Raw genomic sequence first — 26,879 nt, forward strand, 5'->3', positions numbered from 1 at the left:
CTGGCGTGGGTGATCCCCTGGTTAACCCAAGGTTTTTGGCCGGAATCCCTGCGCTTACGCCACCCGCTGGTGCTGGTGAAATTTGTGCTGGTGGTGTTCTGGGACATCCTCATCGCCAACCTGATTCTGGCGGTGCGCATCCTCGGCCCGATCAACAAACTGCAACCCGCTTTTATGCAGGTGCCGCTCGATATCCACCACGAATTCACCATCACCCTGTTTGCCAGCACCATCTCACTCACCCCCGGCACAGTGTCGGCGGATCTGAGTCTGGATCGCCGCTACCTTCTGGTGCACAGCCTGCACGTCACCGATATAGACGCCGCCATCGCCGAGATGAAACAGCGCTACGAAGCCCCGTTAAAGGAGGTATTTGAATGCTCACCACAGCCATAAGCATCGCCATGTTGCTGCTCGGCATCGCCATCGCCCTCAACCTCTGGCGCCTGATACTCGGCCCCTCGTTGCCCGACCGCATACTCGCGCTCGATACCATGTACATCAACGCCATCGCGCTGCTGGTGTTGTTCGGCATTTATCAGGGCAGCATGTTGTATTTCGAAGCGGCACTACTCATCGCGGTGATGGGTTTTGTCGGCACAGTCGCGCTCAGCAAATACCTGCTGCGCGGCGACATTATTGAATAGCAGAAAGTCGAATAATGAAAAGTTAAATAAGGGGAAAACCATGTCTGTCTGGCTTGAATACACTATCAGCTTCTTCCTCCTCGTCGGCGCCGCCTTCGCCCTCATCGGCTCCATCGGCCTGATGCGCCTGCCGGATTTCTATCTACGTTTGCACGGCCCCGCCAAAGCCACCACTCTGGGGGTGGGCGGCATCATTATCGGCTCAGTGATTTTCTTTTCGACTCAAGGCGAAGGTCTAAGCCTGCATGAATTACTGATCGCGTTATTTCTATTTATCACCGCCCCCGTGAGCGCACACATAGTTGCAAAAGCGGCGCTGCATTTGCGTTTGGAGGCGGTGGAGCGGACGCGGGGGAAGCCGTGGGAGCGGGAATAATACACTTTTTATGCAGTAAATTTTTTAATAAAAAATTAGAAGGAGTTCAAAAAAATGAAAATAGCTACCGTTGTATCATTTTGTTTGTTGCTGTTTACAAACATGACATGCGCTGAGGAGCCTCTACCCGAGTTGGAAATTAAAAAACTCGAAGAAGGGGTGTATCTGTACACCGCTTACGAAAAAATCGAAGGCTGGGGGCTTGTTGGCTCTAACGGATTAGTCGTGCTTGATAACAAAGATGCGTATCTGATTGATACACCTATTTCAGCCACAGACACAGAAAAATTAGTGAAATGGATTGACGCGCAAGGCTTCACCGCCAAGGCAAGTATTTCCACACATTTCCACAGCGACAGTACTGGCGGTATTGCATTTCTCAACTCAAAGTCCATTCCAACTTATGCCTCCAAGCAAACTAACAAGCTGCTTGAAAATAAAGGCGAAGCTCAAGCTACTCATTCGTTTACCAAAAATCCCTTTTGGTTAGTCAATAAAAAAATAGAAGTGTTTTATCCCGGTGCTGGTCACACTTCAGATAATGTCGTGGTGTGGATGCCAGAGCAAAAAATTCTATTCGGCGGCTGTTTTGTCAAACCTGAAGGTCTTGGCAATCTTAGCCACGCCGTAATAGAAGAATGGCCTGCGTCCGCTGAAAAACTTATCGCCCGCTACGGCACGGCAAAACTGGTGGTACCAGGACATGGCAAAGTTGGCGATGCTTCGTTCTTGGAAAAAACCAAGCAGCGAGCACTTGAAGCTGCAGCAGCTAAAAAGTGAATTTCAAAAGGAGCGATTAATGAATAACCACGAAAAACTCAACTACGTCGAATTTGCCGCGTGCGATTTACTGGCAACCAAAACCTTTTTCTCCAGTGTATTCGGTTGGGAATTCGTCGATTACGGTCCTGAGTACACCGCGTTTTCCAATCAGGGTTTGGATGGTGGTTTCTATCAGGCGGATATGTGCAGCCAAACCAGTAAGGGTGCGGCGCTGTTGGTTTTTTATAGTTCGGATATTCAAATGACTTTACAAAAAGTGATTAACAGTGGTGGCACGATTATCAAACCGCTATTCGATTTCCCCGGCGGTTGCCGGTTTCATTTTATTGAGCCGAGTGGCAATGAGTTTGCGGTTTGGTCGGAACCGCGATAGCTTGTTGGGCATTGTTACCCAACCTGTTTAATCGCGTAGTCAGATGAGATCGACTTAAGGCAGGAGCGCTCATGCTAATTTTTAAAATTGATGATGAATGTTTTAATGTTATCAAAACAACTGCCCTATATGAATTTACGGCAATAAATTTTGTGTTTTGTTTGATTTTATTTTTTGTTGTAGGAGTTTTTTCCGAAGAATTTAAGTATGTCGTCATACTTCTATTTTTAATTTTTCACTTTCTGTTCCTGTATTTTAATAGGAATGATAACGGGCATGTAACTTTTTCTGTAAAGGAGGGGGTGGTGGAGCTTTCCCCTTTACATAAAAGAGTAAAAAATTCATATCCGGTATCTGGAATTATGGGTATATGTCTGGTTGAGAGATTGATAATTAAAGATAGCGCAGAAATAAATATTATTAACTATCAAATGATAGTGTATCTGTCGTCCTTAGATGGCGAAAATCATAGATCAATTCTAAGTGGTGTTTCTAAAACTCCAGATGGGATTTACTATGTGCCTATTAATATGCCTAGGGTTGATATCCATTCGGTGAGGGATTCGCTAAAGAAATATTTCCCTGAAAATAAATTAAATACTACTGAATGCCTAGAGTTTAATTACGCTAAGTAGTTTTTTGTGGTTGTGCTAAAGACAATGTCCTTCAGTATCGTAAACAGAAGTTTTTATATGAAATGGCTAATAATGTTTCCATTAATCGTAATGTCGCTGCTTTCTCATGCTGCAGTTGAGCGTGTCGGGATAGATGTTGAGCAAGGCCAGTTATATTTTGAAATATCAATCGATAGACAGTTTGCCGGAAAAACATTGGAAATTGGCGCTTTGGATAATACAACCCCTACAAAATTATTATCGTCATATTATTACTATGCAATGAAAAACGATATCCAAGCGTTAAAAGAGTTGCACTATTCGGGCGATGGAACAATTGATCATCTGAATGAAGAGCTGTCTGATATGCCTGATAAGTTTGAAGGATTTAGTAAATTAAGCAAAGTAAGTTTAGGGCGTATTTATATTTGGGAAAATTATTACGCTGTAGAGGTTGTTTGGCATACCAAAAGCGAGGGGGACTTTAAATGGACTGATCTCGTGGTATGTGATCCAAAGTGCTACATAAGCTATAGACCTTATATGGTGTCAGATCAGTTTGACTTTTTTTTCAACGTATTGAGATTGTTAAAAAGATATCCTTCAGTGTCATCTCCTTCCGTATTCAAAGGTGCTCCTGAATTATGCATCGATAAATCCGGCTGCGTAAATCCCATCAAAGTGTCGGTAAAATTTAAAAAAAGTTCCTCAAGAAATAATTTAGGTGAGATGTCAGACTTTGATGCGGTGAGCAAGAATTACCCCAAATTTATTTTATTAGCAAAAATGCTAAATGAGTCGAAGGCAAGTTATTCCGCTTTCGATTCATATTTGGAAAAAGAGTCTTATACCAAAAAGTTGTTCGAATGTTGCTGGCTTGAAGTGAATGAAAACGAGCAAATTAAATTATTTGATATGCAAATGCTTCAATCAAAACCAAGTCAATATAAGGTGGCTTATTATTCTCCTATGAAACTATTCGATTTTTTTAAAGACGTTGAATATGTCCATCTACATGGAGTGTTAACAACAGATGAAACCGAATATGCCTTCACAAAGATAAAGCATCTTAACTACGACAGCTCCGCGCTTCAGATATTCACTTTTTCCGGCGGGAAGGATGCTAGCGCTTGGAGGTTAACATCAAGACCTAATAGCTTGACACTTAATAATATTCTTAACTACTCTGACGTGGCATCTTACATTGATAGATACCTAAGCAATCAGTAGGCCGTGTTTCGCAGAGCCAAGTGGCAATGAGTTTGCAGGTTGGTCGGAAGCAAAAATTTAATTGCTGTAAACAAATGGCGCTGAGTTACGCAGTGCCAATTTCACACGAGTACAAACAGAGCAGTCCAAAGCACAGAATTCATTTAGTGCAGAGTAATGATCGTGCGCTTTGGGCTGCTCTCTTGTGCATCAAGATTATTAACACTAATTCTGCTCCGCGCTGGTGAACGGGTGGCCGATGACCCTCCTTTTACATCGAGCCACTCATTAACTTTGCGTTTCATTTCATGCTTGGCGGCCTTACGTTTTGCCTTTTCCGTTTTTTCATGCACACCACCTTTGCTCATAATGGGGTGAAATGCATGGCCGTTGCGCCGTTCCTGTTTCTTACCTTTTACATTCTTGTCTTCTTGCTGGTTGGGCATGATTGCCTCCTGTTAACTGGCTAGTAAAAACCACTCGGGATTGTTCGCCGCTTTTAAGCGGCGTTTTGCTTTTGCATCATTGGCGATAAATTGCGGCCCTTGTTTTGTACTTTCAAAACAAAACTTCTCTCGTAAATCTCTGTAGAGCGAGCGGGGTGGGACACTGCCATTTATCTTCTTCATTACTTTTCCGGTATCGAAGGTGTGGTAATAAATTTTGCTAAAACCCAACTCCTGCTGCACAAACCAAAGCGTTGCCGCCATCATGGCTTCTGACCAAATCTTTTTTTGCTCTACGATCACATTTTCGCAGTAAGCCGCTACCTTATTTCGGTCTAGGCTAGTGCGGCTCCAATAGAAATGCATTTCATTGCTGCTCCCTGTACTTAATGCTCGCTTGTAGGTGTATTCCAAATCGCGGATTAAATCGGATTGAATTTCCTCAATCAGAATTTCACCGGTATTGAAATCCATATCCAACCTTGCCCATGCAAGCGTTGCCATACGCTTCCGGCTTTTAGGGTGAGCCGAGGTTGTCAGCCTATTCAAATGGCAACCGGTTACTGCCTTAAACATTGCATCAAATTGATTACTCAAATTTAATTGCAACACTAGGTTCGCGCCGGGGCGCGATGTTTGGTTCCATGAATAACGTTTCTTGTGGCCCCACCTGCCGAGTGTTAATACATAGTGCTCGGCTTGTGTTGACCACACACTATCCAATTGCGCTACTTCAAGCCGTCCATTTCCTGATTTTTTAAGGGTGTCTTTCACGAGTGGTTTGTCCAAAAGCTTTTTCAACTTTGACTGTTTGATGCTGTGAATATCACCACTGGTAGCTGTGCTTAAATACTGTTTGAGTAAATAAACCGCGTACTGATCCTTAAAATAGCAAAACTGTGTGCGCTCCTTGGGAAGGCAGGCGATGACTTCATCCAATAATCTATCGTCCATAACATTATCCTTTTATACATAAGACTTGTTTGAGTGTATGAACCACTTCTATCAAGTCAGATTGGTTGTGCATAACCTCGTCGATGTCTTTGTATGCCGCAGGAATTTCATCAATTACTGCTTTATCTTTACGACATTCAACACCTTTGGTTTGTGCGATTAAATCTTCTTTGCTAAACGCATGACGTGCTGCAGTGCGGCTCATTTTTCTACCGGCACCGTGGGCGCAGGAGCAAAACGAATCGGTATTGCCTTTTCCACGCACAATAAAAGATTTAGCGCCCATACTGCCGGGAATAATTCCCAGCTCACTTTCGCGTGCGCTAATGGCTCCTTTACGGGTGACCAATACGTCAGCGCCGAAATGATGTTCGCGGCTCACATAATTATGGTGGCAGTTAATCGCGTGGCGATCGGCGTGAAACTTGGGCAAGAATGGCGCTATTGCACGCAATACCAAGCCCATAATTTCATTGCGATTTAAACGCGCATATTCCTGTGCCCAATTGACCGCCGTCACGTAATGCACAAAGTGCTCACTGCCTTCGGTGAAATAGGCCAAATCTTTATCGGGCAAGTTGTGAATGTGTTTGCCCATATCTTTTTTGGCGAGGGCGATAAAATATTGCCCAATCGCATTACCTATTCCACGGCTGCCAGTGTGCAGCATGATCCACACGTCCTTATTTTCATCCACACAGACTTCAATAAAATGATTGCCGCTACCGAGCGTGCCCATTTGTTTAGTCCAAACGGTGTTCGGTTGCTTTAACATCTTCATCACCGTCGGGTGTTTTTCAAATAACCACTCCACACCCGCTGCCATGTGTTTGCATGCGCTTTCACGAATGCTCACCGTTTTATGCGCTTGCAAACCTACCGGTACTGCACGTTCAATCGCACTGCGCATTGCGGCGAGATTATCCGGCAGTTGCGATGATTTAACCGAAAGCCGCACCGCACTCATACCGCAACCAATATCCACACCCACTGCCGCGGGAATAATGGCATTTAACGTTGGTATCACCGCGCCTACGGTTGCACCAATACCTAAATGCACATCGGGCATCGCCGCTATATGCGAATGAATAATTGGCAATTCTGCAATTTTTTTCAGTTGCGTCAGCGCCTCATTTTCAATATCGCGGGTGTAAATTTTTACGGGTTTAAAACCATTTCCCGAAATTTTGTTTAATTCAATTTTTACAGGCATAGAAATCCCTTAAGTGACTTTTTTGAGAAATCACTTTGCATTACTAAAAAAATGAAACCTTCGAGTTGGCTTTTTAAATTGCAGAAAAGAAAAAGCCCCGATTAGTTTCCTAATCAGGGCTTTAGTGTTGCGCCTGACTGGAAGGTTTTGTTATCACCTTCCAAGTCTGAATACTCAAAAGGTTTTTAGCGGTTGGTATAGTTCGCGTAGGTCATCATTGAGTACCCCATAAGTTGTGACAAACAAGTTGTCGGGTTGAAAAGCAAAGTGTTTTTAGCACCTTGGAAATTGGGCGCGATAATACGCCGTTTTTTTGAGCTGTCAATAAGCTTTATCGATTATCCGATTCTGTTATGGATCGAGCCTGAGTTCGATTTAATTTCACCGCGCGCATGAGTGGTTATGTGCAATTAATACTAATCAAAGCGGTAGCGCATTTTCAAAAAAATGGTGCGAGGGCTACCGGGTTGTGTCCATAGTGCGGAGTAAGAGGAGGGGAAGTATTGTTCGTTGAACAGGTTATTGATATTAAGGCTGAGTTGCATTTTTTTGGTTAATTCAACAGTGGAGAATACGCGTACGAGTGTGTAGCTTGGCAGAATATAGTTCGGGTCAATCGTTTCGCCAAGGCGCTCGTCTACATAGCTGACATTGGCTCCCCAATTACTATGGTGACCAGAAACAGTGAATGAGTTTATAAAGGTCAGATTGGCTTGCTGTTGGGGAATGTTAATGAGTGGACTTCCGGCTGGAACCTTAACTGACCAAACCGGATTAATCATGTCGTTGACGGTTTGCGCATCTACGTAGAGATAGTTGAATGAGACTTCATTGTCGCCATCAAATTGAATACTCAGATTGATATCCAGCCCCTGACTTTCTGCTTTACCCAGTGCCAATGAAAATCCGGAGTTGATTGGATCGCTCGTCAGTAGATTGGATTTTTCGGCGCGGTACAGTGCGATGTTACTGCTAACGCGTTGATCGCGACTGGTGAACTTTAACCCCATTTCGTAGGAGTTGCTCTGCTCAGGCGAAAATGCATCGCCTCTGGCATCAGTGCCCGAATTGGGGCGAAAGCCTTCTGAGTAGCTCGCGTAGAAAGAGTAAGAAGGTGTTGCCTGATAATTGAATCCTGCTCGTGGAATGATGCCGTTGTGTGTTTGATGCGTGGTGTCATCGCTGAGAAAATCTTCAAAGTGCTTCTGTAATCGATCAACGCGAAACCCCGCAAGCAGCTGCCATTGTTCATTCAATTCAATCTGATCTTGCACATACATGCCCGTTGCATCTTCTTGCTCCTGACGATCCCAAAACGGATTGAGTGCTGGTTGTGGTTGGCCGTAGACCGGCGCTGCAAACGCAACTGCGTAGGTGTTATCACCGGGCGCAACTCTCCATGTCTGCTGTATTTGCGTCAATTCGTACTCATAAGCATCCAACCCGATTAGCAGATGATGCGCCTGCCCGCCCAGTGTGAATAAACCGGTGAGTTCAACCCTGCTCGATAGATCGGTCGCATCGAAATCGCGAAAGCGGCGCTGGCGGCTAAGTGTTTCGCCATCGCGAAAGAGTAATTGCCGTGTTTTGCTTAACTCGGCTTCAGTGGAATAACCTTCAAGGGACGAGGCGCGATAGCCAAATCCGGCTAAAAGATTCCATTTCTGGTTAAAGGCATGTTGGAAAACCAACTGTTGCCCGGTTGCTTTTACTTCGATGGGGCCGTCATTTGGTTCGCCAAAAAAACGCTCGGGAGAAACCCGATCAAAATCGTTATTGAGCACCACAACAGCCCGATCAAAGGGAATGTCCTGCTCCAAAATTTCCACTTCGTAGCTCAGGTGGGAGCGATCGGAAATCCGATAGAGCAGCGAGGGGTTGAGCGATAAACGGTTGGAGCTAAGTGTGTTGCGAAAACTGCCCGCGTCCTCATAGGCGCCGTTGACCCGCCAAGCCAGGTGTTCAGATGCAGCCGTGGTGTAGTCAGCCTCCAGACGATAGTTATCGTAACTACCGGCTGAGGCCTCCAGGTAGCCTGAAGTATGAAATTGCGGTTTTTTGGTAATAATATTGATAGTTCCGCCCGGCTCACTTCGGCCGTAAAACGCGGCGCCGGTTCCTTTTAATACTTCAATACTCTGGATGTTGGCGGTATCGCGCCGCCCGCTAAAACCGCGCCCGGCGCTGAAACCATTGACGAAATAGCCACCCGGTAAGTTTTCGTCACCGGAAAACCCGCGAATTGCAAAACCGTCCCATAGGCCGCCAAAGTGGTTTTGGCGAGCCACAGCACTGGAGGTGTCTAAAGCATCTTGAAAGCTACTGATTCCGCGGGTTTGTAAAAAATCACTGGAGAGAATTTCGACGGCTTGGGGCAATTTATCCAGTGGAAGCTCGCCGCGATAAGGTTGCCGTTCAGCAACTTCAAGGGTCATTAACTGCTCTAGCGACAAGTCAAACAAGTCATCGGAGGGTGCACTTTGTGATAGGGCGAACGGGCACGCCAGCACGGTGGCTACAAACACAATTGAGGGCAGACGCTGAAGCATTCTTGTGTTCCTGTGCCAATAAATCGCAACTATCGTCGCTAAGGATTAGTTGAATCCTGCTCTTGAGGATAGACGAATATTTGATCAGGGAAGCCAACCGCGATTAATTGCTTGGCTATTCGCTAGAGCATTTGGTTATCAGGTTCCACTTATCCAATACGATACCCACTCAAGCCCCCAATCGCCTCCAACGCCAATTGCGCGGTATCGCGTCCTTTTAAATTCATCGCAATGAGAATTTTTTTTCCGTCTCGGGTGAGTGCGATAATTTTGCACATCTCTTGATAACCTTTTGCGCTTTGGCTGCGTGAGCTGACATCGATGTGGAGTTTTTGGATGTCGGCGCGGGGGATTTGGTCGCGGCCGATGGACATTCCCAGCCAGTAGCGTTCGCTGATCAGGCCGTTGTGATCCAATTGCACATGCAAGCTGGTGAATAACCATTTGAGGCAAATGAAGGTGATCAACGCACCGACCAACGTAAATACCCAAACCATGATCGCAGGAGCATCGGATTCAAAATGCATCAACATTCCTGCGCCCGCAAAAAATAATCCGCACACCAAACCCACGAGGTTATTCCCGGCTCCATGCAGCATGGGGTAATGCATGCGCACGCCGCCGGGAATTTGTTGGATATTGGCGACGGCTTCGATGCTGGCTTCGCGTTCTTCGTTCAGTTGCGGATGTTGTGTGCTGAGCGGTGATGCAGCGCGGGATTTTTCACCGGTCGCAAATACCGGGATTTCAAATTGGCGATGCAAATCCACGCCGGGTAAATCGGCATTTAATTCCAGGCGCCAGAAGCGATAGTCGTCGGAATAGGTTTCCGAGGCGGGCAGGGTGGCGGGGACATTAAAAGCCAGCGCGAGGCGTGTGCCGCCCGTAGCGGTGGGTTGACTGTGAGCGAGCCCGTTGGATTGCCAGATGATGGATTCATGGCTAGTGCGGTTTTTGCCGCTGCCGGTAACGTAGCGGCGCACACACTGCAGATTAACGGGGAAACGCTGCTGCGGGTTGTAGGCGATGGGGACTTCTATTGTGCCGCCGACTTGTCCGCCAAGACTGCCGGGATAGGGGTCGAGTGCAAGGCGCAATTGTCCGAAGCGGCGCCAGCTGAGGGTCGATTTGATCGCCCAGTAGAGAAGATACATACCCGCCAAGGGGAAGATTAACGCGATCAAAATCAGCTTATTGCCATCGGCCCATTCCTCGGGAACGGCGAGTGTTGCGGGCAGTGAAATCAGGTTCCAAATAAGCGCAAAGGCCCATATTACCCAGAGGCTGCTTTTGGAATTGCAGGTGACTTCAGGGCTGGCCCATTCCTGTTGCCCAAGCCAGGGTTTGCTGGCGCTTTCGGGGTGGTCGGTAGCGCCGACTTTGGCTCTGAGTGTGAATACCATCAAACCAATGCCCACGCCGCCAAACACCAGCACAAAAATCATCTTGAAGCCGAGCAGGTTCCAGCGCAGATCGCGGTTGAGTACGGCATCGCCCGGATTTTCCGGGTTGACCCAGGCGGGCACCGGCCGACCGGTGCGGTGCGCCAGTTCCAATTGCCGTGCGAGATCCTGTTGGAAATCGCCGATATTGTCGCTGCCACCCATAATCGCTACGCGCCCGCTGGTGTAATCCTGCGCCTGATAGCGGTAGCTGTAGTGGGCGTAGGCTTTATAGGTGTCGCTGTCATCGCCACGGCTGGTTGATAAACCGGCATCTAACAGCCGTGCTTCCACTTGCGGCCAGCTTTTCATTTGGTGCCACTCATAGAGGTTGGGGATCACCCCAAACACCAGAAATCCGATACCCACACTTGCAAAGGGCAAGGCGAAGAGCAGCAAAAACAGACGGCCTTTGGTGGTTTCTTTCATATTCCTTTTGATCCGTTGCAGAGAATTCAGAGGAGATTTTAGCCTGTGGCTCTGGCGCTGTATTGATCGCTCTGAAAAATCGCCCTTAAAAGATAAGTAAACGGTTACAGTGTTTTTTAGAAAAATATGTAACCGTTTTTATTGGAAAAATTAATGTTTTTATCACAATAACTCACACAAAACCGCGATTTCTCCATTGACGCTTTAAGGCTTCAGGCGCAACATTTGCCACCTGAGAAGAATAAATAGCAATCAACTGTTATGCCGCTGCCTGTCGATATCAACGTGGCAGCCACAGATGACCGCAGGGTACAAAAACAATAAACCCGTCGTCATCGCTGAGTAATTCCGAGTTTTACCATCACAGGACGATTCCCAACAAAGCTGTTGTAACAGCTAACTAGTGCATGTCTTTGCGGGCATTGCCTATCGGTTTTTTCGGTCACTATCGATTCCCTGTTGCCCTTGGCAACTTGATTCCAATAACAAGATGTATCGACGACTCTAAGGTAACCACCATGAAATCTACGACTTTTACCCGTCGTATTGGCCAGTACGCGTTTTTCGCGGCTGCCAGTACGCTACTCACTTGTGCTGTGCAGGCACAAAACCTCGGTGCCAACCTCGCCATTACCGGCCCCAGCGCCGGTGCCGACGGTTCCGGTTTTGACAATACCAAGCTGGTGCGCGATGGCAGTACCGCAACCGTTTCCCTTGCTAGCGGCACCAGCAACCAGCGAGTGTCGGTGAAGTGGGGCAGTGCGGTGACGTTTAATACCGTGATCCTGCGTGAAGCAGGCAGCAAAGTGACGACCTGGAGCCTGGTCGATAACGACACCGGCACAGTGTTAGCGACAGGTACCGGAATCGGTGCGCAGCGTGTGGTGAATATCGCCAGCCGCAGTACCAAAAAAATTAATCTGATTGTGAATGCGAACAGCGCGCCCGGCATCGCGGAATTTGAAGTCTATAACGCGACGGGCACTGCATCATCAACTCCGGCGTCCAGTGTTGCTCCTTCAAGTATTCCTGCATCGAGCAAACCGGCGAGCAGCTCCTCAAAATCCTCAGTTGCGCCAAGCAGTACTCCTGCATCCAGCAGCCGCTCTTCAGTAGCGCCGGGCAGCGTGCCTGCATCTTCGGTAGCTCCGAGTAGCATTCCAGCGTCGAGCAAATCGAGCAGCAGTGTCTCATCGGTTGTCGATAACGCCAGCATCAGCGCTGACTGTATCCGTATAGCGACTAACCCATCGGTTAACTGGCGCGATACCTCGTTGAAGACCGATCAGGAAATCGTTTCTTGTTTGTCAAAAACACTCGGTAAACCAGTCGGCTACGGTGAAAATGCCAAAGGAGGATTTGATCCTAACGGCAACAGCAAACTCACCATCATCACCAAAAATTCCAGCGTGTCCGTTGAGCAACAAATTCTCAACGCAATTACCGGCGAAGAACATAACTGGATTGTGTTCGACAAAATCCAATTCGCGCAGCCGCATGAAATTGGCATGTACCGTTTAGGTTGTAGCAACCCGACGGTGCAATCGATTCTCGGCGCTACGGAAGCCGAGTGTGTGAACTACACGCAATGGTGCGCAAAAAATGGTGTGAGCAGTGCGAATTGTGTAACGCAATTTTTTAATGTGGCGATGAATAAATCCAATAATCCGATTCGCAATCCGGTGATTGGCTCTAACAAAACCATCGATGGTCGCGGCAGCGAGGCGTACTTTCTCTTCAGCGGTTTTGCGATTGGTAAAGACCAGACAGGCACACCAACGCAAACCGCCAACAGTGTGATCATGACCCACCTGAAATTCCAGGGCGCTGGCCATACGGAAGACCACTACTGCGATCCGGATATGATTCGTTCTACGGGCGCATCAAAAGATATCTGGATTCATAAAAATACCTTCGATACCACTGGTGACTCCGCGTTTGATGTCAAAGTCGGCGCACACAATGTGACTATGTCATTTAATCGTTTGGTGAATGTAAAGCGCGCGGTATTGCACGGCTCCAGCGACAGCCACACCATCGACAAACAAATTACCACCACTATGCACAACAACGCGTTTGTCACTACCGATGACAGCTACACATTGTTGGGCAACACTTTGCGCCGCGTGCCTTTGTTGCGCCACGGTAAAACCCATATGTTCAACAACGTATTTGTAAATTATCGCAACCAGATTTTGAGTTTGCGGGTGGGCGCGAGTGCGTTGATGGAAGACAGTGTATTTGTGGTAAATGCGATTCATCAGGAAAAGAGCACAGCACAATTATCGCTTGCGGAAATCAGCGCAAATTTGTTCAAAGATATAAGCGGAGGTTCTTTCCGCAATGATCGCAACCTTCTGTGGTTCAGTGACGCTGCCTGTAATTTAACGGCGTCTACCCAGACCGCGTTGACTGCGACTAACGGTACAGTCGCCAACTTGGCCAGCAATTACAGCGCAGCATCACAAGCGACTATTAATAACTGGCGCTTCGCGGCCGGTCAGGATCTGGTGGATTATGTGAGTGCAACGGCGGGCAAATACGGCCAAATTCCTTACAACTCTCCACTCGCAGGTGACCGCTATTATGTGTTGGGCTTGGGCAAGGTGGCTTGCCAGATTCGCTAAGTTGTTGGTAATAACGCGTTAAAGTTAAAAAGCCCCGGTGTTTTGCACCGGGGCTTTTTTATGAAGTGCTATGCCTATACTATTTCTTATGTAGACGCGCATATGCGATAGTGTGTTGGAGATACTATCTGTGGCTATAATTGTCTCTAAAAAGTAAATAGATCATTGTTTCTCGTTAGGATCACTTTATTAAGGAGTTAAGTGGTGTTAAAAAATTGGATAAAATCAGCTCACCGTGTAATTACAATCCTCATCCCAAGTTTGTTTTTTTCTTCTGCAGGGCATGCTAGCGAACAGCAAAAAGTGGAAAGCGCCTGGTTTAAACCGACATTAATTAAAAATTCTTCAAACGTCTGCTCTGGCTTTTTAAGCCATGTAGAGAACGCATTTATAACAGGTGAGCAATATCCTGACGCACTGGAAAAAACGGGGGATCTATTGATTCGCGATTACTATCGCGATGCTAAAACGGATCATGTATTTGTTAATAACAAAACAGTATATGTGCGATTTGCGCTTGCTCATGGGTGTGGTGGGGGCTGTGAAGGTGAAATGATGGTTGCATCAACAGAGCCAATCGACAGTAACAAAATATATACAACTGATTTTGATAGCAAAGAACTAAGTGGAATGCCGGCTGGTGCGGATTACGGAAATAGCCGGTTTATTAAGGCAAGTGATCAGAATTACTATCTGGTTAGAGTCAGTGACTCAATTGAGATATACCAGTTAAATGCAGATGCGAGCTGGACAAATACTTGTGAAATTTCTATCGAACCCACTGAGCAGGATTACGCAAAATCATCAGAAGCAACGGCAACACGTGAGGCGGTGAGCAGACTTAAAAAGTCCCTCGAACCTATAATGGGGTCATATGGCAATTGTGGATCATCAAGAGCAGGAGAGAGACGGTTGGCCTCGTTGAGTAAAAACCTAGAGGCTATTATTTACAGACCTTGGGAGTTGAAAAATCAAAATAGTTATACCGAAGGGGCGTTTGAATATCTGGAAAAATGGTCAATTAAGGGTATCCCGCAAAACAGCAGTTATAAAGTATTGATGTCAGAGCTGAAAAAAACCGTATCCGTCGCAAAAAATCTCTACGCAAAACAATATGCCTTAGGCATTGAAGAGGCCGAACGTTTAGCGGAAGCTGCGATTAAAAATTCGATTGGCATTGCCGTAAATCCTGCTTTTCCACCTCAACCTGAAGACAGAAAAAAAGTCCTCGAGGTACTATTGGAAAAAGGCGATATATCCATTATTAAAGCGTTGTCAGCCGACCTTGCTTCCCTTGATGCAACAGAAAATGGCGGCGACACACTGATAGCTGCAGCTATCAATTATCCTGAGGCGCTTGAGTATCTTCTGCAGCAAGGCTTATCTCCCAATACCCCCAATGATTTCGGAAAAACTCCACTGATGTACGCTGCACAATACAATCAATTAAAGTCAGTCGAAATATTATTGAATGCAGGCGCTCTTGTTAATGAGCAAACTATTATTCCAAACGATGATTGTAATTTTACGCTCAGTAAGTCAGGAATGACGGCTTTACACTACGGAGTACGGTACGCTTCAAAGGAATTGGTTGATGTGTTGCTTGCGCGTGGTGCTAATCCTTACGCTAAAACCTCTGAAAATTCTGGCGGCAGGCCAATCGATTGGTTAAGGCGATACACTGCAAGTGGCAGTGGCGATATTAATACCTATCTCAATAAAGACGACGTTGACCAACTATCGAAAAAATTGGAGATGCCGCTCGCGGAAGACATTATAAAAATTGTTAAAACATTGAATTTAAAGGCAGAAAAGCAATTCCAAGAAGGCAAAAAAGAGGAGGCTTATCTGACTATTAAAGAAGCCGTCAATATTGATCCGTTAAATGATAGAGCTTTAGCCAATTATGCATTTATCGCTGTACGCACAGGAAAGATAATGGAGGGGTTGGCTGCATCGCAAACCGTTATAGTTAACTCCTCCGACGTTAATCAAAAAGCTAATGCGTTATTTAATTATGCGTTGGCCTGTGAGGATGGCAATATTCGATATGACCGCTACAATGGCGAAACTTACTGTAGTAAATATCCGCTTCATTATCTTCTTGAGTCCTATAAACTGAAGCCATCGGAAGGAAAAATAAAGCGCATTATCAAGACCTTGAAGGACGGCGCAACGCCCAGCTGCAATTTTAGTTTTGATATCTATGCTGTAGGTAATTTGTCGTATTATGGAAGCGGTAAGTTGCTGTATGTTCTTCATCTAAAAAATTCTGCATTTGATAACGCATCAATCAGTTGGTCGAAAGATGAAAAAAAATATCAACCTGAAAGGTTGAAGGAAAGCTATGACTTGGGCGATTATGTTTTGGATATATATGAATCGCCTGTAGTGATATATGCGCCCATAATTTATGGTGACCAAATTTGTTCGAGCAAGTCATTTGATCAATATACGGTGAATAGTTTGTAGATAATCAGGACATTATGTTAATGGGTTGGCATTGCCAACATGAAAAATGATTTATTGAAAGCTCGCATGATTTTTAAATGCGAGCAATCTTAATGCTTATTCTGTCATCGCCCACTAACCCGCCCAGCTATCTCATATAAGGTACTGAGTAGATCGGAAACGCGCTCACTCTTCCAACCTACAAATCTTATTTCATATCAAGATCGGCATTAACACTCATTCGCTTTCCATCTTTTCGTGCCGGAGGCATTTTCGCAATCTCACCTTCAATCCAATTTTTTATTTCTTCGGTTAATTGCTTGCGGTCTTTGCCTTCAGTTTCAAAAGGTTCGCTGATGACTACGCGAATAGTACCGGGGTATTTTAAAAATTGTTTGTGCGGCCAACACTCACCGGCGTTATGCGCGACAGCGATAATCGGTACACCGGCGCTGATGGCGATGTCCGCGCCGCTGCGTGCGTAGTTGCCGATTTGGCCAACTGGTGTGCGCGTGCCTTCAGGAAAAATCATTAAATTATTGCCCTGCTGCAAACGGCGCAGGCCGATGCGTTTAATTTCTTTTAAGGCTTGGATAGGGTTGCTGCGGTCAATCGCGATGGGGCGCAAGCTTGCTAAACCCCAACCAAAAAACGGGATGCGGAATAACTCTCTTTTGAGGATAGTGCTGACCGGGCCAAAATAATACTGCAGAAACATGGTTTCCCAGGTGCTCTGATGTTTCGCCATGATCACGCAGGGAAATTTATCAGCATGTTTGTTGCCGATGATTTCAAAGCGCACACCGCAGCACACCCAAATCCAGAACATCACAAAACGGTTCCAGCACGTGACAATCCGCCAGCGCCAGCTGTAGGGAAATATTGGCCAGATAATAACGGCAATCAGACCGATGATCGCACTCGTTAAATTGTAACCAATACTGAATAAAATACTGCGGAGTTTGAGCACGTTAATTCCTGTTATCTGTTCCGTTAATGCGTAGATGCAAGAATAAAATCTGCAGCGGCGGCGAGGTTGTCAAACACTTGCACTTGCTCGGGTGTGACTTGCGGTGAATCTGTTTGCAAACCGGGAACTGCTAATTGCGCCAGTGTGCGCACGCCGTTGCCGGTTCTTACCAGCGCTGGTTTGCAACCCTTTTGCAGCGCTGCTTGTAAATCGCGCAGGCTGTCGCCAATAAAATAACAAGATTCTACTGACGTATTAAATTCGGCTTCAATGGCATCCAACATACCCGGCATGGGTTTTCTGCATTTGCAGTTGTCATCCGGGTGATGGGGGCAATAAAAAATCCCGCCGAGCTCTCCACCGTTTTCTTCTACCAAGCCAGTAATTTTTTCGTGCATGGCCTCCAGGTCTTCCAGCTCAAATTTACCTTTGGCGAGGCCAGCCTGGTTAGTGGCGATAACAACGGTAAAGCCCGCTTTGTTCAAGCGCACAATGGCGTCGATGCTGCCTTCAATCGGAATGCATTCATCGGCAGATTTTACATAGTCGTCGCGGTCGTGATTAATAACACCGTCGCGGTCGAGAATAATTAATTTCATGAGTACTCGCAGGAGAGCGCGTGTTCGGAGTCAGCTACCGGCTTGTGAGACACGCCGTAGATCCGTCCTTGGAGGCTCATCTTCGACATCCATGTCTCAGACGGTCTCACAAGCCGGTACCCGACTCCGAACAGCAAGTTTGTGCTAATTTTCTTCATTCCCAAGCTCAGCTTGGGAATGCATATCAGTCAGGTACAAATTAATTTTTCGCCGGCACTAAATAAGAAATATCCGCCACTTCCAAAAACAATCCGCGCAGTTGTTGCAATAACGCCAAGCGATTTTGTTGCAGTGACGGGTCATCACTCATCACCATTACGCTGTCAAAAAAAGCATCAACAGGTTGTTGTAAGTCGGCGAGTGTCGCGAGTGCTTTGGTGTATTCACGCGCTGCAAATAAAGGCGCAACTACAGCGGCTTTTGCACTGACAGCTGCAGCGAGAGTTTTCTCTGCGTCTTCTTGCAAGAGTGCAGCATTAACTTCCGTACTAAGCGCCGCATTTTGTTTAGCAAGAATATTGGATACACGTTTGTTCGCCGCAGCGAGCGCCTGCGCTTGCGGCAATTTGCTGAATTCATTGACCGCGAGTACACGCTGGTTGATATCCAATGGTTGCGACAATTGTTTTGCGGTTACCGATTGGAAAACTTCTGCGGGGATATTGGCATCTTCAAAGAAAGCGCGGAAACGCTCCAGCATGTAAGCCAACACTTGCTCGATCAACTCATCGCCGACGGTAAGATTTTTGTGTTGGTTTTTCGCAAAGGTCAGCAAGTCACGTAAATCCAACGCGAGATTTTTCTCCACCAGAATGCGCAGCACAGCGATGCTCGCGCGGCGTAGTGCAAATGGATCTTTTGATCCGGTCGGTTGCTGGCCGATTCCGAAAATACCGGTGATAGTATCGAGGCGATCAGCAAGCGCGATAATCGCGCCGGTAGTGGTTGCCGGCAATTGGTCGCCAGCAAAGCGCGGCATATACTGCTCGTTCATCGCAGCGGCAACTTCGGCATTTTCACCATCGTTTACTGCGTAGTAATAACCGGCGATACCTTGCATATCGTCGAACTCACCCACCATATTGGTGACAAGGTCAGACTTACACAATTGCGCAGCGCGTTCAGCTGAGGCAGCGTCAGCATTTAATTTGCCAGCAATCAGTTTTGCGAGGCCAGCAACCCGTTCGGTTTTATCAAAAATAGTTCCAAGCTGCGCCTGAAATACGATTGTTTTCAAACGATCACGTAATGAAGCAAGAGTGGTTTTCTTATCCGTTTCAAAGAAGAACGCCGCATCCGACAAACGCGGACGAATTACGCGCTCGTTACCGTCGATAATTTGCGAAGGATCTTTGCTTTGGATATTGGCAACGGTGATGAAGTTATTTTTCAGTTTGCCGTTGGCATCCACTACATGGAAATATTTTTTGTGTTCTTTCATCGAAGCAATTAATTATTCTGCGGGAACAGCAAGGAACCGCTCTTCAAATTTTCCGGTGAGCGCGACTGGCCATTCAACAAGTGATGTCACTTCATCGAGCAGGGCAGGGTCGATAACCGCAACACCACCGACTTTTTTCGCTTCGGCTTCTACTTGTTGTTTGATGGTTGCACCGCGCTCGGCAAAATCCGCAACCACAAAACCGGTATCTTTTAATACACTGGCGTAATCGCTCGCTTTAGCGAGGTCGATAGTGTTGTTGTAATGGAAGCGGTGGCCGCGTGTGGTGCGGCCAGCAGTTAAGCCGAGCAAGCTGGCGTTGACAACATCGCTGCCAAATAACATCACTAACCAATGCACAGGGCGTACAAACTCTTCGCGTTTCGCGCCCCATTTCATGCGTTTGGCAATGGGCAATTTTGCCAAGGCATCGGCAACAACTGCTTCAAGTAATTCAACGGTTTTTTTGCCTTCGGCGGTAATACGCGCAACCAGTTTTTCCGCTTTACCATCGTTCTCGGCTTTTAATTCAGACGCAGCAATACCATTTTTTTCGGCAAAGGCGAGCGCTGCTTTGGTCGGCTGGCCTTCTTTATCAAACGCGATGGCTGCCGGTGGGCCCCATACAACTAATTCTTTCGATGGGGTTTCACTCGCGAGATTTTCTACCAGCACGGCTAAACGGCGCGGTGCGGCAAAGGGTTTAATCGCTGTGAAAGATAATTCAGCCGCTTTTAAATTTGCTTCAATAGTTTCGGCAAATGAAGCCATTAAATTTTTCAATGCTTTTGGCGGTAACTCTTCGGTACCCAGTTCAACTAAAAAATCAGCAGACATTATTTTTCCTCCGCAATTGCAGCGAGCATTTCGTTTCGCAGGGCTTCAGGCGCAAGTGGGAAGCCGAGGGCTTTGCGGCTATCGTAGTAAGCTTGAGCAACAGCGCGGGACAGTGTGCGCACGCGCAAAATAAAACGTTGGCGCTCGGTAACGGAAATTGCGTGGCGCGCGTCGAGCAAGTTAAACGCGTGTGAGGCTTTCATCACCATTTCATAAGCGGGCAGCGGCAGATTTTTTTCCATCAGGCGCTGACTTTCTTTTTCGTAGAAATCGAAATTGCTGAACAGGAATGCGGTGTCGGCTTCTTCAAAGTTGTAGGTGGATTGCTCCACTTCGTTTTGGTGGAATACATCGCCGTAGGTGACCTTGTCGCCGTTCGGGTTGATGGTCCACACCAGATCAAAAATCGAATCCACACCTTGCAGGTACATGGCGATACGCTCGATACCGTAGGTGATTTCGCCGGTGACCGGGAAACATTCCAAGCCGCCCACTTGTTGGAAGTAGGTGAACTGCGTGACTTCCATCCCGTTCAACCAAACTTCCCAACCCAGACCCCAGGCGCCGAGGGTGGGCGATTCCCAGTTGTCTTCCACAAAACGGATGTCATGCACGTTGGTGTCGATACCCATTTCGCGCAGTGAACCTAAATACAAATCCTGAATATCGGCGGGCGAGGGTTTCATCGCCACCTGGAATTGATAGTAGTGCTGTAAGCGATTGGGGTTTTCACCGTAGCGGCCATCTTTCGGGCGGCGGCAGGGCTGCACGTAGGCGGTATTCCAGGTTTCCGGGCCAATCGCGCGCAGGAAAGTGGCAGGGTGAAAAGTACCGGCGCCGACTTCGAGGTCGAGTGGCTGCAGAATCACGCAACCCTGGCGCGCCCAATAATCTTGCAGGGCGAGGATAAGTCCCTGGAAGGTGCTTACGTCATAGCGTTTTTCGGACATGGTAGACCTGATTTATAAAAGTGGGTCGAAATTTCGAGTAGAGGATGTAAAAAATGCGGAGGATTATAGCGGGAGATGGCGCCGGATTGGCAGTGACTTACATCGATAACTGGCAATGAGTCGGAAAATAGGTTGCGATTGAATAAACACCGCCTAACAGACGGTGTTTGATTTGGATGGAACAGATTACTTCGTGGCGCGACGAGCAATTCCCAAGCCCAGTAAACCGAGGCTTAGCAAGATAAAAGCAGATGGTTCTGGAACGGACGTGTCTTTTACCAACATTGCTCCATAAGCAAACTCATGCGGGACCAAATCATTTGTATTTAGCATTGTAAAGCTAAGATGCACCCCGGTATGTGGAGTGTAAAAGAAGAAGGAACCCAAGCCTCCATCGTCGTTGTAAAAGTGAGCGATAGCGGATTTGGTGGTGAACATCTCCCCTGCGCCTTCCAGTCCGGTTTGGTTGGTGAAGGCAATACCGTCCCAGGTATATCCAAATACATCGGCGATCTCCTGGAAGTGGGGCAGTAAAACCCCATCCCAATCTTCCAAGCGATATTCATGTGGGTCCGAATTTGAAGCTGGGATCACCTGACTGCCGAACAGGCTGAACCACAAGTGTGTGACCTCCGCTTCCGAGGCTAACCGCCATCCTTTGTAAGTGGTATTAAGATTGCTCACCAAGTTGGTAAACAACATATCCGACGTAAAGTCTTTGGTGAGGTTAACGCCGAAATCCATCCACACCAGTCCAGTGCTGGTTTCCAGCGTGGCCTTGTTATCGCCGGCTACGAAGGCATCCGCCTGAATAATAGGTAAAGCTTGGGAGGTAGCAGAGGATAAAAGAAAGATGAGGCCCAGAGCGCGGGCGAGTTTTTTTAGCATGTTAAGCTCCATTTATCGGAATTTATGATGAGTTGAGAAGCGCTGGATAGCAGCGGCGCGAAATATATCATTTGCCAAATCAAAAATTGGTCCATTTGCTTATAACTTTTGCGTTTGGGTAAGGAACTGTAAAACTTGAGAACCAGAAAAATCTGTTATTGACCAACAGCTGCCAAGTGGCAAACACAATCGTAATCAGTCGTTAAATCAACCAAGGAACACCCATGGATAGCCAACAAACCCTAAACCCCCTGACCATCGCTCTGCACTGGATTGTCGCCCTGACGCTGATTGCCCTCATCGGAATTGGTTTTTATATGTCGTGGTATGAGGTTTACCCGTTGTACGACTGGCATAAAGCCTTTGGCGTGCTGATTTTTGCGGTTGTCCTGCTGCGCGTGTGGTGGCGGATCAAAAATGGTTGGCCAACCCCCGTGCGGGAATACCCGAAACTCGAACATCGTTTGGCGCAGGCGACCCACTGGGTATTGATTGTAGGCACTGTGCTGATGCCGATCTCAGGGATGATGTATTCCGGTCTGGGCGGTTACGGCATCAAAGTGTTTGGTTGGGTAATGGTGCCGGGGAATAAAAATGCGGAAGGCCAGACTGAACCCTTCCATGCGGGATTGAGCAGCCTGGGTCAGTTCACCCATGAATGGTTGGGCTATTTGCTTGCGGCGGCGATCATCCTTCACATTGCCGGTGCACTCAAGCATCACCTGATTGATAAAGACCGCACCCTTTTGCGTATGCTCGGCCGTAAGTAGCCTTGAATTGGTGCGTTTTGATTGTAGATTTGCGCGCCGAGTAAAGCCCACGTAAACACGGAGTAAATCCAGCGTAAAAGCCCACTTGTGCGGGTTTTAATCAGCCTTGGTAAGGCCTATGTTGTCATTACAGAGAGAGCGCCAGGAGGGCGATCAAGTCGCCGGATGCATTTGAAACACGCGCTCCTTCTGGATTACTCATTTTCTTATCGGGGCTTGTTATGAAAAATTTAAACGTGTTTGCGTTAGCGGCGAATGACCATTTGGTGCAGCCAGAAGAGTTTAGCGATGTCCAGGCTCACACCTCCGCGCTGGCGATTCTCACGGATTTCCGCAGCCATAAACCCCATATGGTGGATAGCCATCTGGAAGCGACTGAAGCGCTGGAAGTGATGCTGGCGGAAGCTGTCAAAACCAAAATTGTGGTGGACGACAGCAAAGAGTTTATCGGCGTGATCAGCGTAGACGATCTGGCGGACCACAATATGCTGCTCAAACAAATGGCGCTGCACGTTAAACGCGATGAGCTGCTGGTGCGCGATCTAATGCACGCCCGCGCCAATATCCGCGCCGTTGAATACGATCAATTCAAACATGCCAGTGTGGCCGATATCGTTTCTACCCTGAAGAAAACCCATCAGGAATATCTGTTGGTGGTGGATAAAGATGCTCATCACATCCGCGGCATAGTCTCCTCACGCGATATCGCCAGCCGTTTGCATGCGCCGGTGGAGATCGAAAAAGAGCTTACTTTTGTGGATATTTTTACCGCGGTAAAAGTGCACTGAAATACGGCCTACTTACTGCTCGCTTATATTGCTTCATCGTTAACACTCCCTCGGCGCCCTATGGCGCCTTTTTTTTGCGTCCCGTTTTTACAAGGCTGTCCCAAGGCCGGTAAATACCTCCGGCGTGCGTTGAGACATGCCTCTCCCTGTAGCAGCTGTTACTTCTTGTAACCCTCGCATCCTTTTGATTTTGTTGACTTATTTTTTATGTTGGTGACCTTTGTGCGGGGTTGGATACCACCTTGCAGGCACTTGGCAAACTGGGACGACGCAGGTCATGGGGTGGTAGATCCTGTCGCTTAAGGGGTCTTTCCGGGCATGGGAATGCAGCGGTCTCGCAAGGCAGGTGACCCCCCTCTAATAATCAATAACAACATTTGTCTTTTGAGAGGTTCACATGAAAACCATCTTATCGGCCGCCGCTTTAATGCTGACGGCAGCGCACTTATCGGCACAGGTACCCAATCCACCACCCAGCACCACACCCACCAATAATCCGGTCGCTGTGGGTGCGGGTAGTTATCTCACCAATTGGGACGGTCGCATTGATGCGGCAATTCCCGACAACCGCGATGTGCAAGCCACCAAACACATCACCACTAATCTCGCTAACCAACCTATGCCCACCAATTCCTGGTGGAGTTCGATCCTCTGGGCGGGTGTAAATGACCCCTGGCAGGATTGGGGCACACGGGGGTCGCACAATGTCAGTTACGCCCACCCATTTGCGATCAAGCCAGAGCTGAATGGGGTGCGCCTTTATTCGCCGCGGCAGGAGGATTTTTGGGCGATAAATTATGCCTTTGTCGGCACTATGCCAGCGCCTGCGACCCAGTGGATCAATGGTGTCGAGCATCCGATGCATGAGACGGTGTACTTTAAAGAGCTGGATTTTGTGTTGGGCAATACGGCGGCGAGCGGCAACTTCAGCGCTAAAGTACACGACTACAGCGACTGGTTTGTCACCACGCGGATGGAGGCGGGCGCAGGTGCTATGGATCTGACCTTCGGCCACGGATCGCCCTATGTATTTGCCAACTACACCAACGGTAACCCCACCATCAGTTTTGCCAGTCACAGCACCGCACCGGTTGCGGCGAAAACCCCGGAAGTCTGGTCAGGCACCAGCAGTTCAGCGGTGATTGGATTCTCGGTACAGGGTCGCAACTACGCGGCATTTGCACCGGCGGGCACCAGTTGGACCGGTTTGGGAACCTCCAAAATCACCGCCAATCTACCCGCGGGCAAAAAATACTTTTCGGTTGCCGCATTGCCCAGCCGCGCGGCACTCACGCTGATGACCCAATATGCCTACAACCATGTCACTGGTTCGCAGGTAAGTTGGAACTACCGCGCGAGCGATAGTAAGTTGCTCAGCACCTACGCGGTCACTACTACTAACTACGCCGAATCAACCGGTACCGGCACCTTGATGGGGCTCTACCCTCATCAATGGCGCAAACTCTCCAGCGGCGCGACCCTTACCGGTGAAAGCTATTTCACCCCGCGCGGCAGTATGAAACTTGCGCAAGGCAGTTCATTTACCACGGCGATTACCTACCAAGGGGTGATTCCCGCCATGCCCGCGCTGACCGATACAGCTGATAAGACCCGTCTCTCCACGCTGGTAAACAACGTGCGCAACGAGACCTTTACTCATCGCGATACCTATTACACCGGCAAGCGTTTGGGCAAGGTGGCCTCGCTAATCCCGCTGGCACAGCAAACCGGCAATACCGCCGCTGCCACCCAGTTTAAAGATGAGCTCAAATGGCGCTTGGAGGGATGGCTAAAAGCCGATGTCATCGATGATTTGGAACCATCGCCGTTTGCCAAAAACCTGTTCTACTACAACAGCAACTGGGGCACCATGCTCGGTATTGATGGCAGCTTTGGCAGCCTGAAAGAGCTGAACGACCACCATTTCCACTACGGTTATTTTGTGCGTGCGGCGGCAGAATTGGCGCGTAACGACAAAAACTGGGCGCAACCCCAGCAGTTTGGCGGCATGATCGAGCTATTGATGCGCGACTACGGCAACTGGGAGCGTCCGCGCCATCCGGCCACCAGCGCCACCGGCAAAATGTTCCCCTTTCTGCGCAACTTCGACATCTATGCCGGTCACTCCTGGGCATCTGGCCATGCGCGCTTTGGTGCGGGCAACAACAATGAGTCATCATCCGAGGCGATGAATGCCTGGACCGCGATGATCCTTTGGGGAGAAGAGACAGGCAATACAGCGGTGCGCGATGCCGGTATCTTCCTCTACACCACCGAGATGACGGCGATCCAGGAATACTGGAACAACGTCTACGGCACCAACTATCACCCCACCTACACCAAGCCTATGGCGTCCTTGGTCTGGGGTGGCAAAACTGACTATGCCACCTGGTTTAGTGGTCAGGCGGAGGCCATGCACGGCATCATTTTGTTGCCGATCCAGTCAGGTTCGCTCTACTTGGGTCAATTCCCCGACTATGCCAAAACCAACTTTGACTTTATGGCTAACGGTCGCACCATGTTTACCATGTGGGATGCGATTTTCTATGCCTACCAAGCGGTCTATGACCCAGTGACGGCACTGGCCAATTTCAATGCGAATGAAGGCCGGATGCGCAACTCAATTGCCGGGCCAGCTTGTGCAACTGAAGAGGGCAACTCGCTGGCCAATACCTATGCCTGGATCAAAACGTTCCACCGTTTTGGACGCATAGATAATCAGGTAGTCGCAACCAATCACGCCAGCTTTGCGGTATTCCGTACCGCCAATGAGCGCACCTACGTGGCCTACAACGCAAGTGCTACCGATGCCAAAAACGTGACCTTTAACGACGGCACCAGTTTGCTGGTCAGCCCGGGCGAGCTGAAGGTTTATACCAGTGTGGTTGTGCCGGTATCTTCCAGCAGTGTGTCTAGCAGCAGTTCAGTAGTGCCTAGCACTAGCAGTTCGGTGCCTGAGACATCAGCTAGCAGTCGGTCGTCATCAAGCCAAAGTACTCAGTCGTCCTGCAGTTCAGGTTTCTGTGGCCCATCGTCGGTTAGCTCTTCGTCACGTAGCTCGTCATCCGTATCCAGCTCTTCCTCGTCAGTAGTGACTACAGGAGTGGTGCAAATGACCGCATTGGCCAACGGCGGCATGCAGTTCAGTGTTCGTCTTAACGAGCGTAAGCAGCAAGTACATTTGTTTGCGCGTCGCAATGGCGGCCAGGACTTTGTGGTGATCGACCTGCAGGCGCAAGCTGGTGGTGAAGTAAATAATGGCGATGGAACCTACACCTACCAAGCTAGCCGCACCGGTGCTTATGTAGCGGGCGATTTGGTTGAGGCGCGCTTCTACACCTTCACTCCTGCTAGCGGCCAAGTGTTCCTGCCGGGTCCAGGTGAAAATAGCTGGAGATCAGTGACCTATGGGGCAGCCTCATCCTCGTCGGCTCCATCGAGTATGTCCAGCTCGTCGATACCACCCAGCAGTTCGTCAGTGTCATCAAGTAGGTCGTCAGTCCCATCGAGTCTGTCCAGCTCT

Annotated in this window: 21 protein-coding genes and 1 pseudogene; 12 read left to right on the forward strand and 10 right to left on the reverse strand. The window is 48.1% G+C overall.

Annotated features, from left to right (window positions below; translation table 11 throughout):
- From ACWA6V_RS01200 to ACWA6V_RS01230, 7 genes are all read left to right on the forward strand, one after another.
- On the forward strand, positions 1 to 396 hold a 396-nt coding region (locus ACWA6V_RS01200; RefSeq protein WP_449520796.1), incomplete at its 5' end, for a Na+/H+ antiporter subunit E.
- Positions 378 to 647 carry a K+/H+ antiporter subunit F gene (locus ACWA6V_RS01205; RefSeq protein WP_040391064.1) on the forward strand — a complete coding sequence of 90 codons (270 nt, stop codon included), beginning with the start codon at positions 378 to 380 and terminating at the stop codon, positions 645 to 647. The genes ACWA6V_RS01200 and ACWA6V_RS01205, both read left to right, overlap by 19 nt.
- A 40-nt stretch (positions 648 to 687) precedes the next feature.
- A complete protein-coding gene (locus ACWA6V_RS01210) occupies positions 688 to 1,023 on the forward strand; it encodes a Na+/H+ antiporter subunit G (RefSeq protein ID WP_449520797.1) in 336 nt (111 codons plus the stop codon).
- A 54-nt stretch (positions 1,024 to 1,077) separates the two neighbouring features.
- Entirely contained in the window at positions 1,078 to 1,803 is a 726-nt protein-coding gene (gene blaKHM, locus ACWA6V_RS01215; RefSeq protein WP_449520798.1) for a KHM family subclass B1 metallo-beta-lactamase, read from the forward strand.
- Between the two features lie 19 nt (positions 1,804 to 1,822).
- On the forward strand, positions 1,823 to 2,179 hold the full coding sequence (locus tag ACWA6V_RS01220; protein ID WP_449520799.1) for a VOC family protein: 357 nt from the start codon (positions 1,823 to 1,825) through the stop codon (positions 2,177 to 2,179).
- Between the two features lie 71 nt (positions 2,180 to 2,250).
- Positions 2,251 to 2,814, forward strand: a complete 564-nt coding sequence (locus ACWA6V_RS01225) for a hypothetical protein (protein ID WP_449520800.1) — start codon at positions 2,251 to 2,253, stop codon at positions 2,812 to 2,814.
- Positions 2,815 to 2,871: 57 nt separating this feature from the next.
- Positions 2,872 to 4,023 carry a hypothetical protein gene (locus tag ACWA6V_RS01230; protein WP_449520801.1) on the forward strand — a complete coding sequence of 384 codons (1,152 nt, stop codon included), beginning with the start codon at positions 2,872 to 2,874 and terminating at the stop codon, positions 4,021 to 4,023.
- A 143-nt stretch (positions 4,024 to 4,166) separates the two neighbouring features.
- On the opposite strand, the gene ACWA6V_RS01235 is transcribed toward ACWA6V_RS01230, so the two are convergent.
- The 5 genes from ACWA6V_RS01235 to ACWA6V_RS01255 all read right to left on the reverse strand — a co-directional run bounded on the left by ACWA6V_RS01235 (position 4,167) and on the right by ACWA6V_RS01255 (position 11,035).
- Positions 4,167 to 4,448 (reverse strand): hypothetical protein, encoded by a 282-nt coding sequence (locus ACWA6V_RS01235; protein WP_449520802.1) that lies wholly within the window; start codon positions 4,446 to 4,448, stop codon positions 4,167 to 4,169.
- A gap of 12 nt (positions 4,449 to 4,460) precedes the next feature.
- Positions 4,461 to 5,402: a hypothetical protein gene (locus ACWA6V_RS01240; RefSeq protein WP_449520803.1), complete on the reverse strand. Its 942-nt coding sequence runs from the start codon at positions 5,400 to 5,402 to the stop codon at positions 4,461 to 4,463.
- A gap of 4 nt (positions 5,403 to 5,406) precedes the next feature.
- Positions 5,407 to 6,615: an RtcB family protein gene (locus tag ACWA6V_RS01245; protein WP_449520804.1), complete on the reverse strand. Its 1,209-nt coding sequence runs from the start codon at positions 6,613 to 6,615 to the stop codon at positions 5,407 to 5,409.
- A 416-nt stretch (positions 6,616 to 7,031) separates the two neighbouring features.
- Positions 7,032 to 9,164: a TonB-dependent siderophore receptor gene (locus ACWA6V_RS01250; RefSeq protein ID WP_449520805.1), complete on the reverse strand. Its 2,133-nt coding sequence runs from the start codon at positions 9,162 to 9,164 to the stop codon at positions 7,032 to 7,034.
- Between the two features lie 149 nt (positions 9,165 to 9,313).
- Positions 9,314 to 11,035, reverse strand: a complete 1,722-nt coding sequence (locus ACWA6V_RS01255; protein WP_449520806.1) for a DUF3592 domain-containing protein — start codon at positions 11,033 to 11,035, stop codon at positions 9,314 to 9,316.
- Between the two features lie 518 nt (positions 11,036 to 11,553).
- Here ACWA6V_RS01255 and ACWA6V_RS01260 point away from each other — a divergent pair.
- On the forward strand, positions 11,554 to 13,662 hold the full coding sequence (locus tag ACWA6V_RS01260) for a pectate lyase family protein (protein ID WP_449520807.1): 2,109 nt from the start codon (positions 11,554 to 11,556) through the stop codon (positions 13,660 to 13,662).
- Between the two features lie 204 nt (positions 13,663 to 13,866).
- Complete coding sequence (locus tag ACWA6V_RS01265; protein ID WP_449520808.1) at positions 13,867 to 16,134, forward strand: ankyrin repeat domain-containing protein; 2,268 nt, start codon at positions 13,867 to 13,869, stop codon at positions 16,132 to 16,134.
- A 187-nt stretch (positions 16,135 to 16,321) separates the two neighbouring features.
- On the opposite strand, the gene ACWA6V_RS01270 is transcribed toward ACWA6V_RS01265, so the two are convergent.
- The 5 genes and pseudogenes from ACWA6V_RS01270 to ACWA6V_RS01290 form a co-directional block, all read right to left on the reverse strand.
- Positions 16,322 to 17,083, reverse strand: coding sequence for a lysophospholipid acyltransferase family protein (locus ACWA6V_RS01270; RefSeq protein ID WP_449520809.1), 762 nt, complete (start codon positions 17,081 to 17,083; stop codon positions 16,322 to 16,324).
- Positions 17,084 to 17,106: 23 nt separating this feature from the next.
- Complete coding sequence (gene gmhB, locus ACWA6V_RS01275; protein WP_449520810.1) at positions 17,107 to 17,682, reverse strand: D-glycero-beta-D-manno-heptose 1,7-bisphosphate 7-phosphatase; 576 nt, start codon at positions 17,680 to 17,682, stop codon at positions 17,107 to 17,109.
- Between the two features lie 199 nt (positions 17,683 to 17,881).
- Positions 17,882 to 19,960, reverse strand: a pseudogene (glyS, locus tag ACWA6V_RS01280) (glycine--tRNA ligase subunit beta).
- Positions 19,960 to 20,910, reverse strand: coding sequence for a glycine--tRNA ligase subunit alpha (gene glyQ, locus ACWA6V_RS01285; protein ID WP_449520811.1), 951 nt, complete (start codon positions 20,908 to 20,910; stop codon positions 19,960 to 19,962). Before glyQ ends, glyS begins: the two are co-directional and overlap by 1 nt.
- Before the next feature lie 186 nt (positions 20,911 to 21,096).
- Positions 21,097 to 21,798 (reverse strand): PEP-CTERM sorting domain-containing protein, encoded by a 702-nt coding sequence (locus tag ACWA6V_RS01290; RefSeq protein WP_449520812.1) that lies wholly within the window; start codon positions 21,796 to 21,798, stop codon positions 21,097 to 21,099.
- A 224-nt stretch (positions 21,799 to 22,022) separates the two neighbouring features.
- Between ACWA6V_RS01290 and ACWA6V_RS01295 the strand changes: the two genes are divergently transcribed.
- The 3 genes from ACWA6V_RS01295 to ACWA6V_RS01305 all read left to right on the forward strand — a co-directional run.
- Positions 22,023 to 22,568, forward strand: a complete 546-nt coding sequence (locus ACWA6V_RS01295; RefSeq protein WP_449520813.1) for a cytochrome b — start codon at positions 22,023 to 22,025, stop codon at positions 22,566 to 22,568.
- Between the two features lie 221 nt (positions 22,569 to 22,789).
- Positions 22,790 to 23,356 (forward strand): CBS domain-containing protein, encoded by a 567-nt coding sequence (locus tag ACWA6V_RS01300; protein ID WP_449520814.1) that lies wholly within the window; start codon positions 22,790 to 22,792, stop codon positions 23,354 to 23,356.
- Between the two features lie 397 nt (positions 23,357 to 23,753).
- Positions 23,754 to 26,879, forward strand: a 3,126-nt coding sequence (locus ACWA6V_RS01305; protein WP_449520815.1) for a glycosyl hydrolase, incomplete at its 3' end; no start/stop codon positions are given.

It is taken from the genome of Cellvibrio sp. (assembly GCF_053579595.1).

Excerpts from the sequence above, each read along its gene's own strand:
- ACWA6V_RS01205 (WP_040391064.1), top strand. The coding sequence starts at position 378 with ATGCTCACCACAGCCATAAGCATCGCCATGTTGCTGCTCGGCATCGCC.
- ACWA6V_RS01210 (WP_449520797.1), top strand. The coding sequence starts at position 688 with ATGTCTGTCTGGCTTGAATACACTATCAGCTTCTTCCTCCTCGTCGGC.
- blaKHM (WP_449520798.1), top strand. The coding sequence starts at position 1,078 with ATGAAAATAGCTACCGTTGTATCATTTTGTTTGTTGCTGTTTACAAAC.
- ACWA6V_RS01220 (WP_449520799.1), top strand. The coding sequence starts at position 1,823 with ATGAATAACCACGAAAAACTCAACTACGTCGAATTTGCCGCGTGCGAT.
- ACWA6V_RS01225 (WP_449520800.1), top strand. The coding sequence starts at position 2,251 with ATGCTAATTTTTAAAATTGATGATGAATGTTTTAATGTTATCAAAACA.
- ACWA6V_RS01230 (WP_449520801.1), top strand. The coding sequence starts at position 2,872 with ATGAAATGGCTAATAATGTTTCCATTAATCGTAATGTCGCTGCTTTCT.
- ACWA6V_RS01235 (WP_449520802.1), bottom strand. The coding sequence starts at position 4,448 with ATGCCCAACCAGCAAGAAGACAAGAATGTAAAAGGTAAGAAACAGGAA.
- ACWA6V_RS01240 (WP_449520803.1), bottom strand. The coding sequence starts at position 5,402 with ATGGACGATAGATTATTGGATGAAGTCATCGCCTGCCTTCCCAAGGAG.
- ACWA6V_RS01245 (WP_449520804.1), bottom strand. The coding sequence starts at position 6,615 with ATGCCTGTAAAAATTGAATTAAACAAAATTTCGGGAAATGGTTTTAAA.
- ACWA6V_RS01250 (WP_449520805.1), bottom strand. The coding sequence starts at position 9,164 with ATGCTTCAGCGTCTGCCCTCAATTGTGTTTGTAGCCACCGTGCTGGCG.
- ACWA6V_RS01255 (WP_449520806.1), bottom strand. The coding sequence starts at position 11,035 with ATGAAAGAAACCACCAAAGGCCGTCTGTTTTTGCTGCTCTTCGCCTTG.
- ACWA6V_RS01260 (WP_449520807.1), top strand. The coding sequence starts at position 11,554 with ATGAAATCTACGACTTTTACCCGTCGTATTGGCCAGTACGCGTTTTTC.
- gmhB (WP_449520810.1), bottom strand. The coding sequence starts at position 17,682 with ATGAAATTAATTATTCTCGACCGCGACGGTGTTATTAATCACGACCGC.
- glyQ (WP_449520811.1), bottom strand. The coding sequence starts at position 20,910 with ATGTCCGAAAAACGCTATGACGTAAGCACCTTCCAGGGACTTATCCTC.
- ACWA6V_RS01290 (WP_449520812.1), bottom strand. The coding sequence starts at position 21,798 with ATGCTAAAAAAACTCGCCCGCGCTCTGGGCCTCATCTTTCTTTTATCC.
- ACWA6V_RS01295 (WP_449520813.1), top strand. The coding sequence starts at position 22,023 with ATGGATAGCCAACAAACCCTAAACCCCCTGACCATCGCTCTGCACTGG.
- ACWA6V_RS01300 (WP_449520814.1), top strand. The coding sequence starts at position 22,790 with ATGAAAAATTTAAACGTGTTTGCGTTAGCGGCGAATGACCATTTGGTG.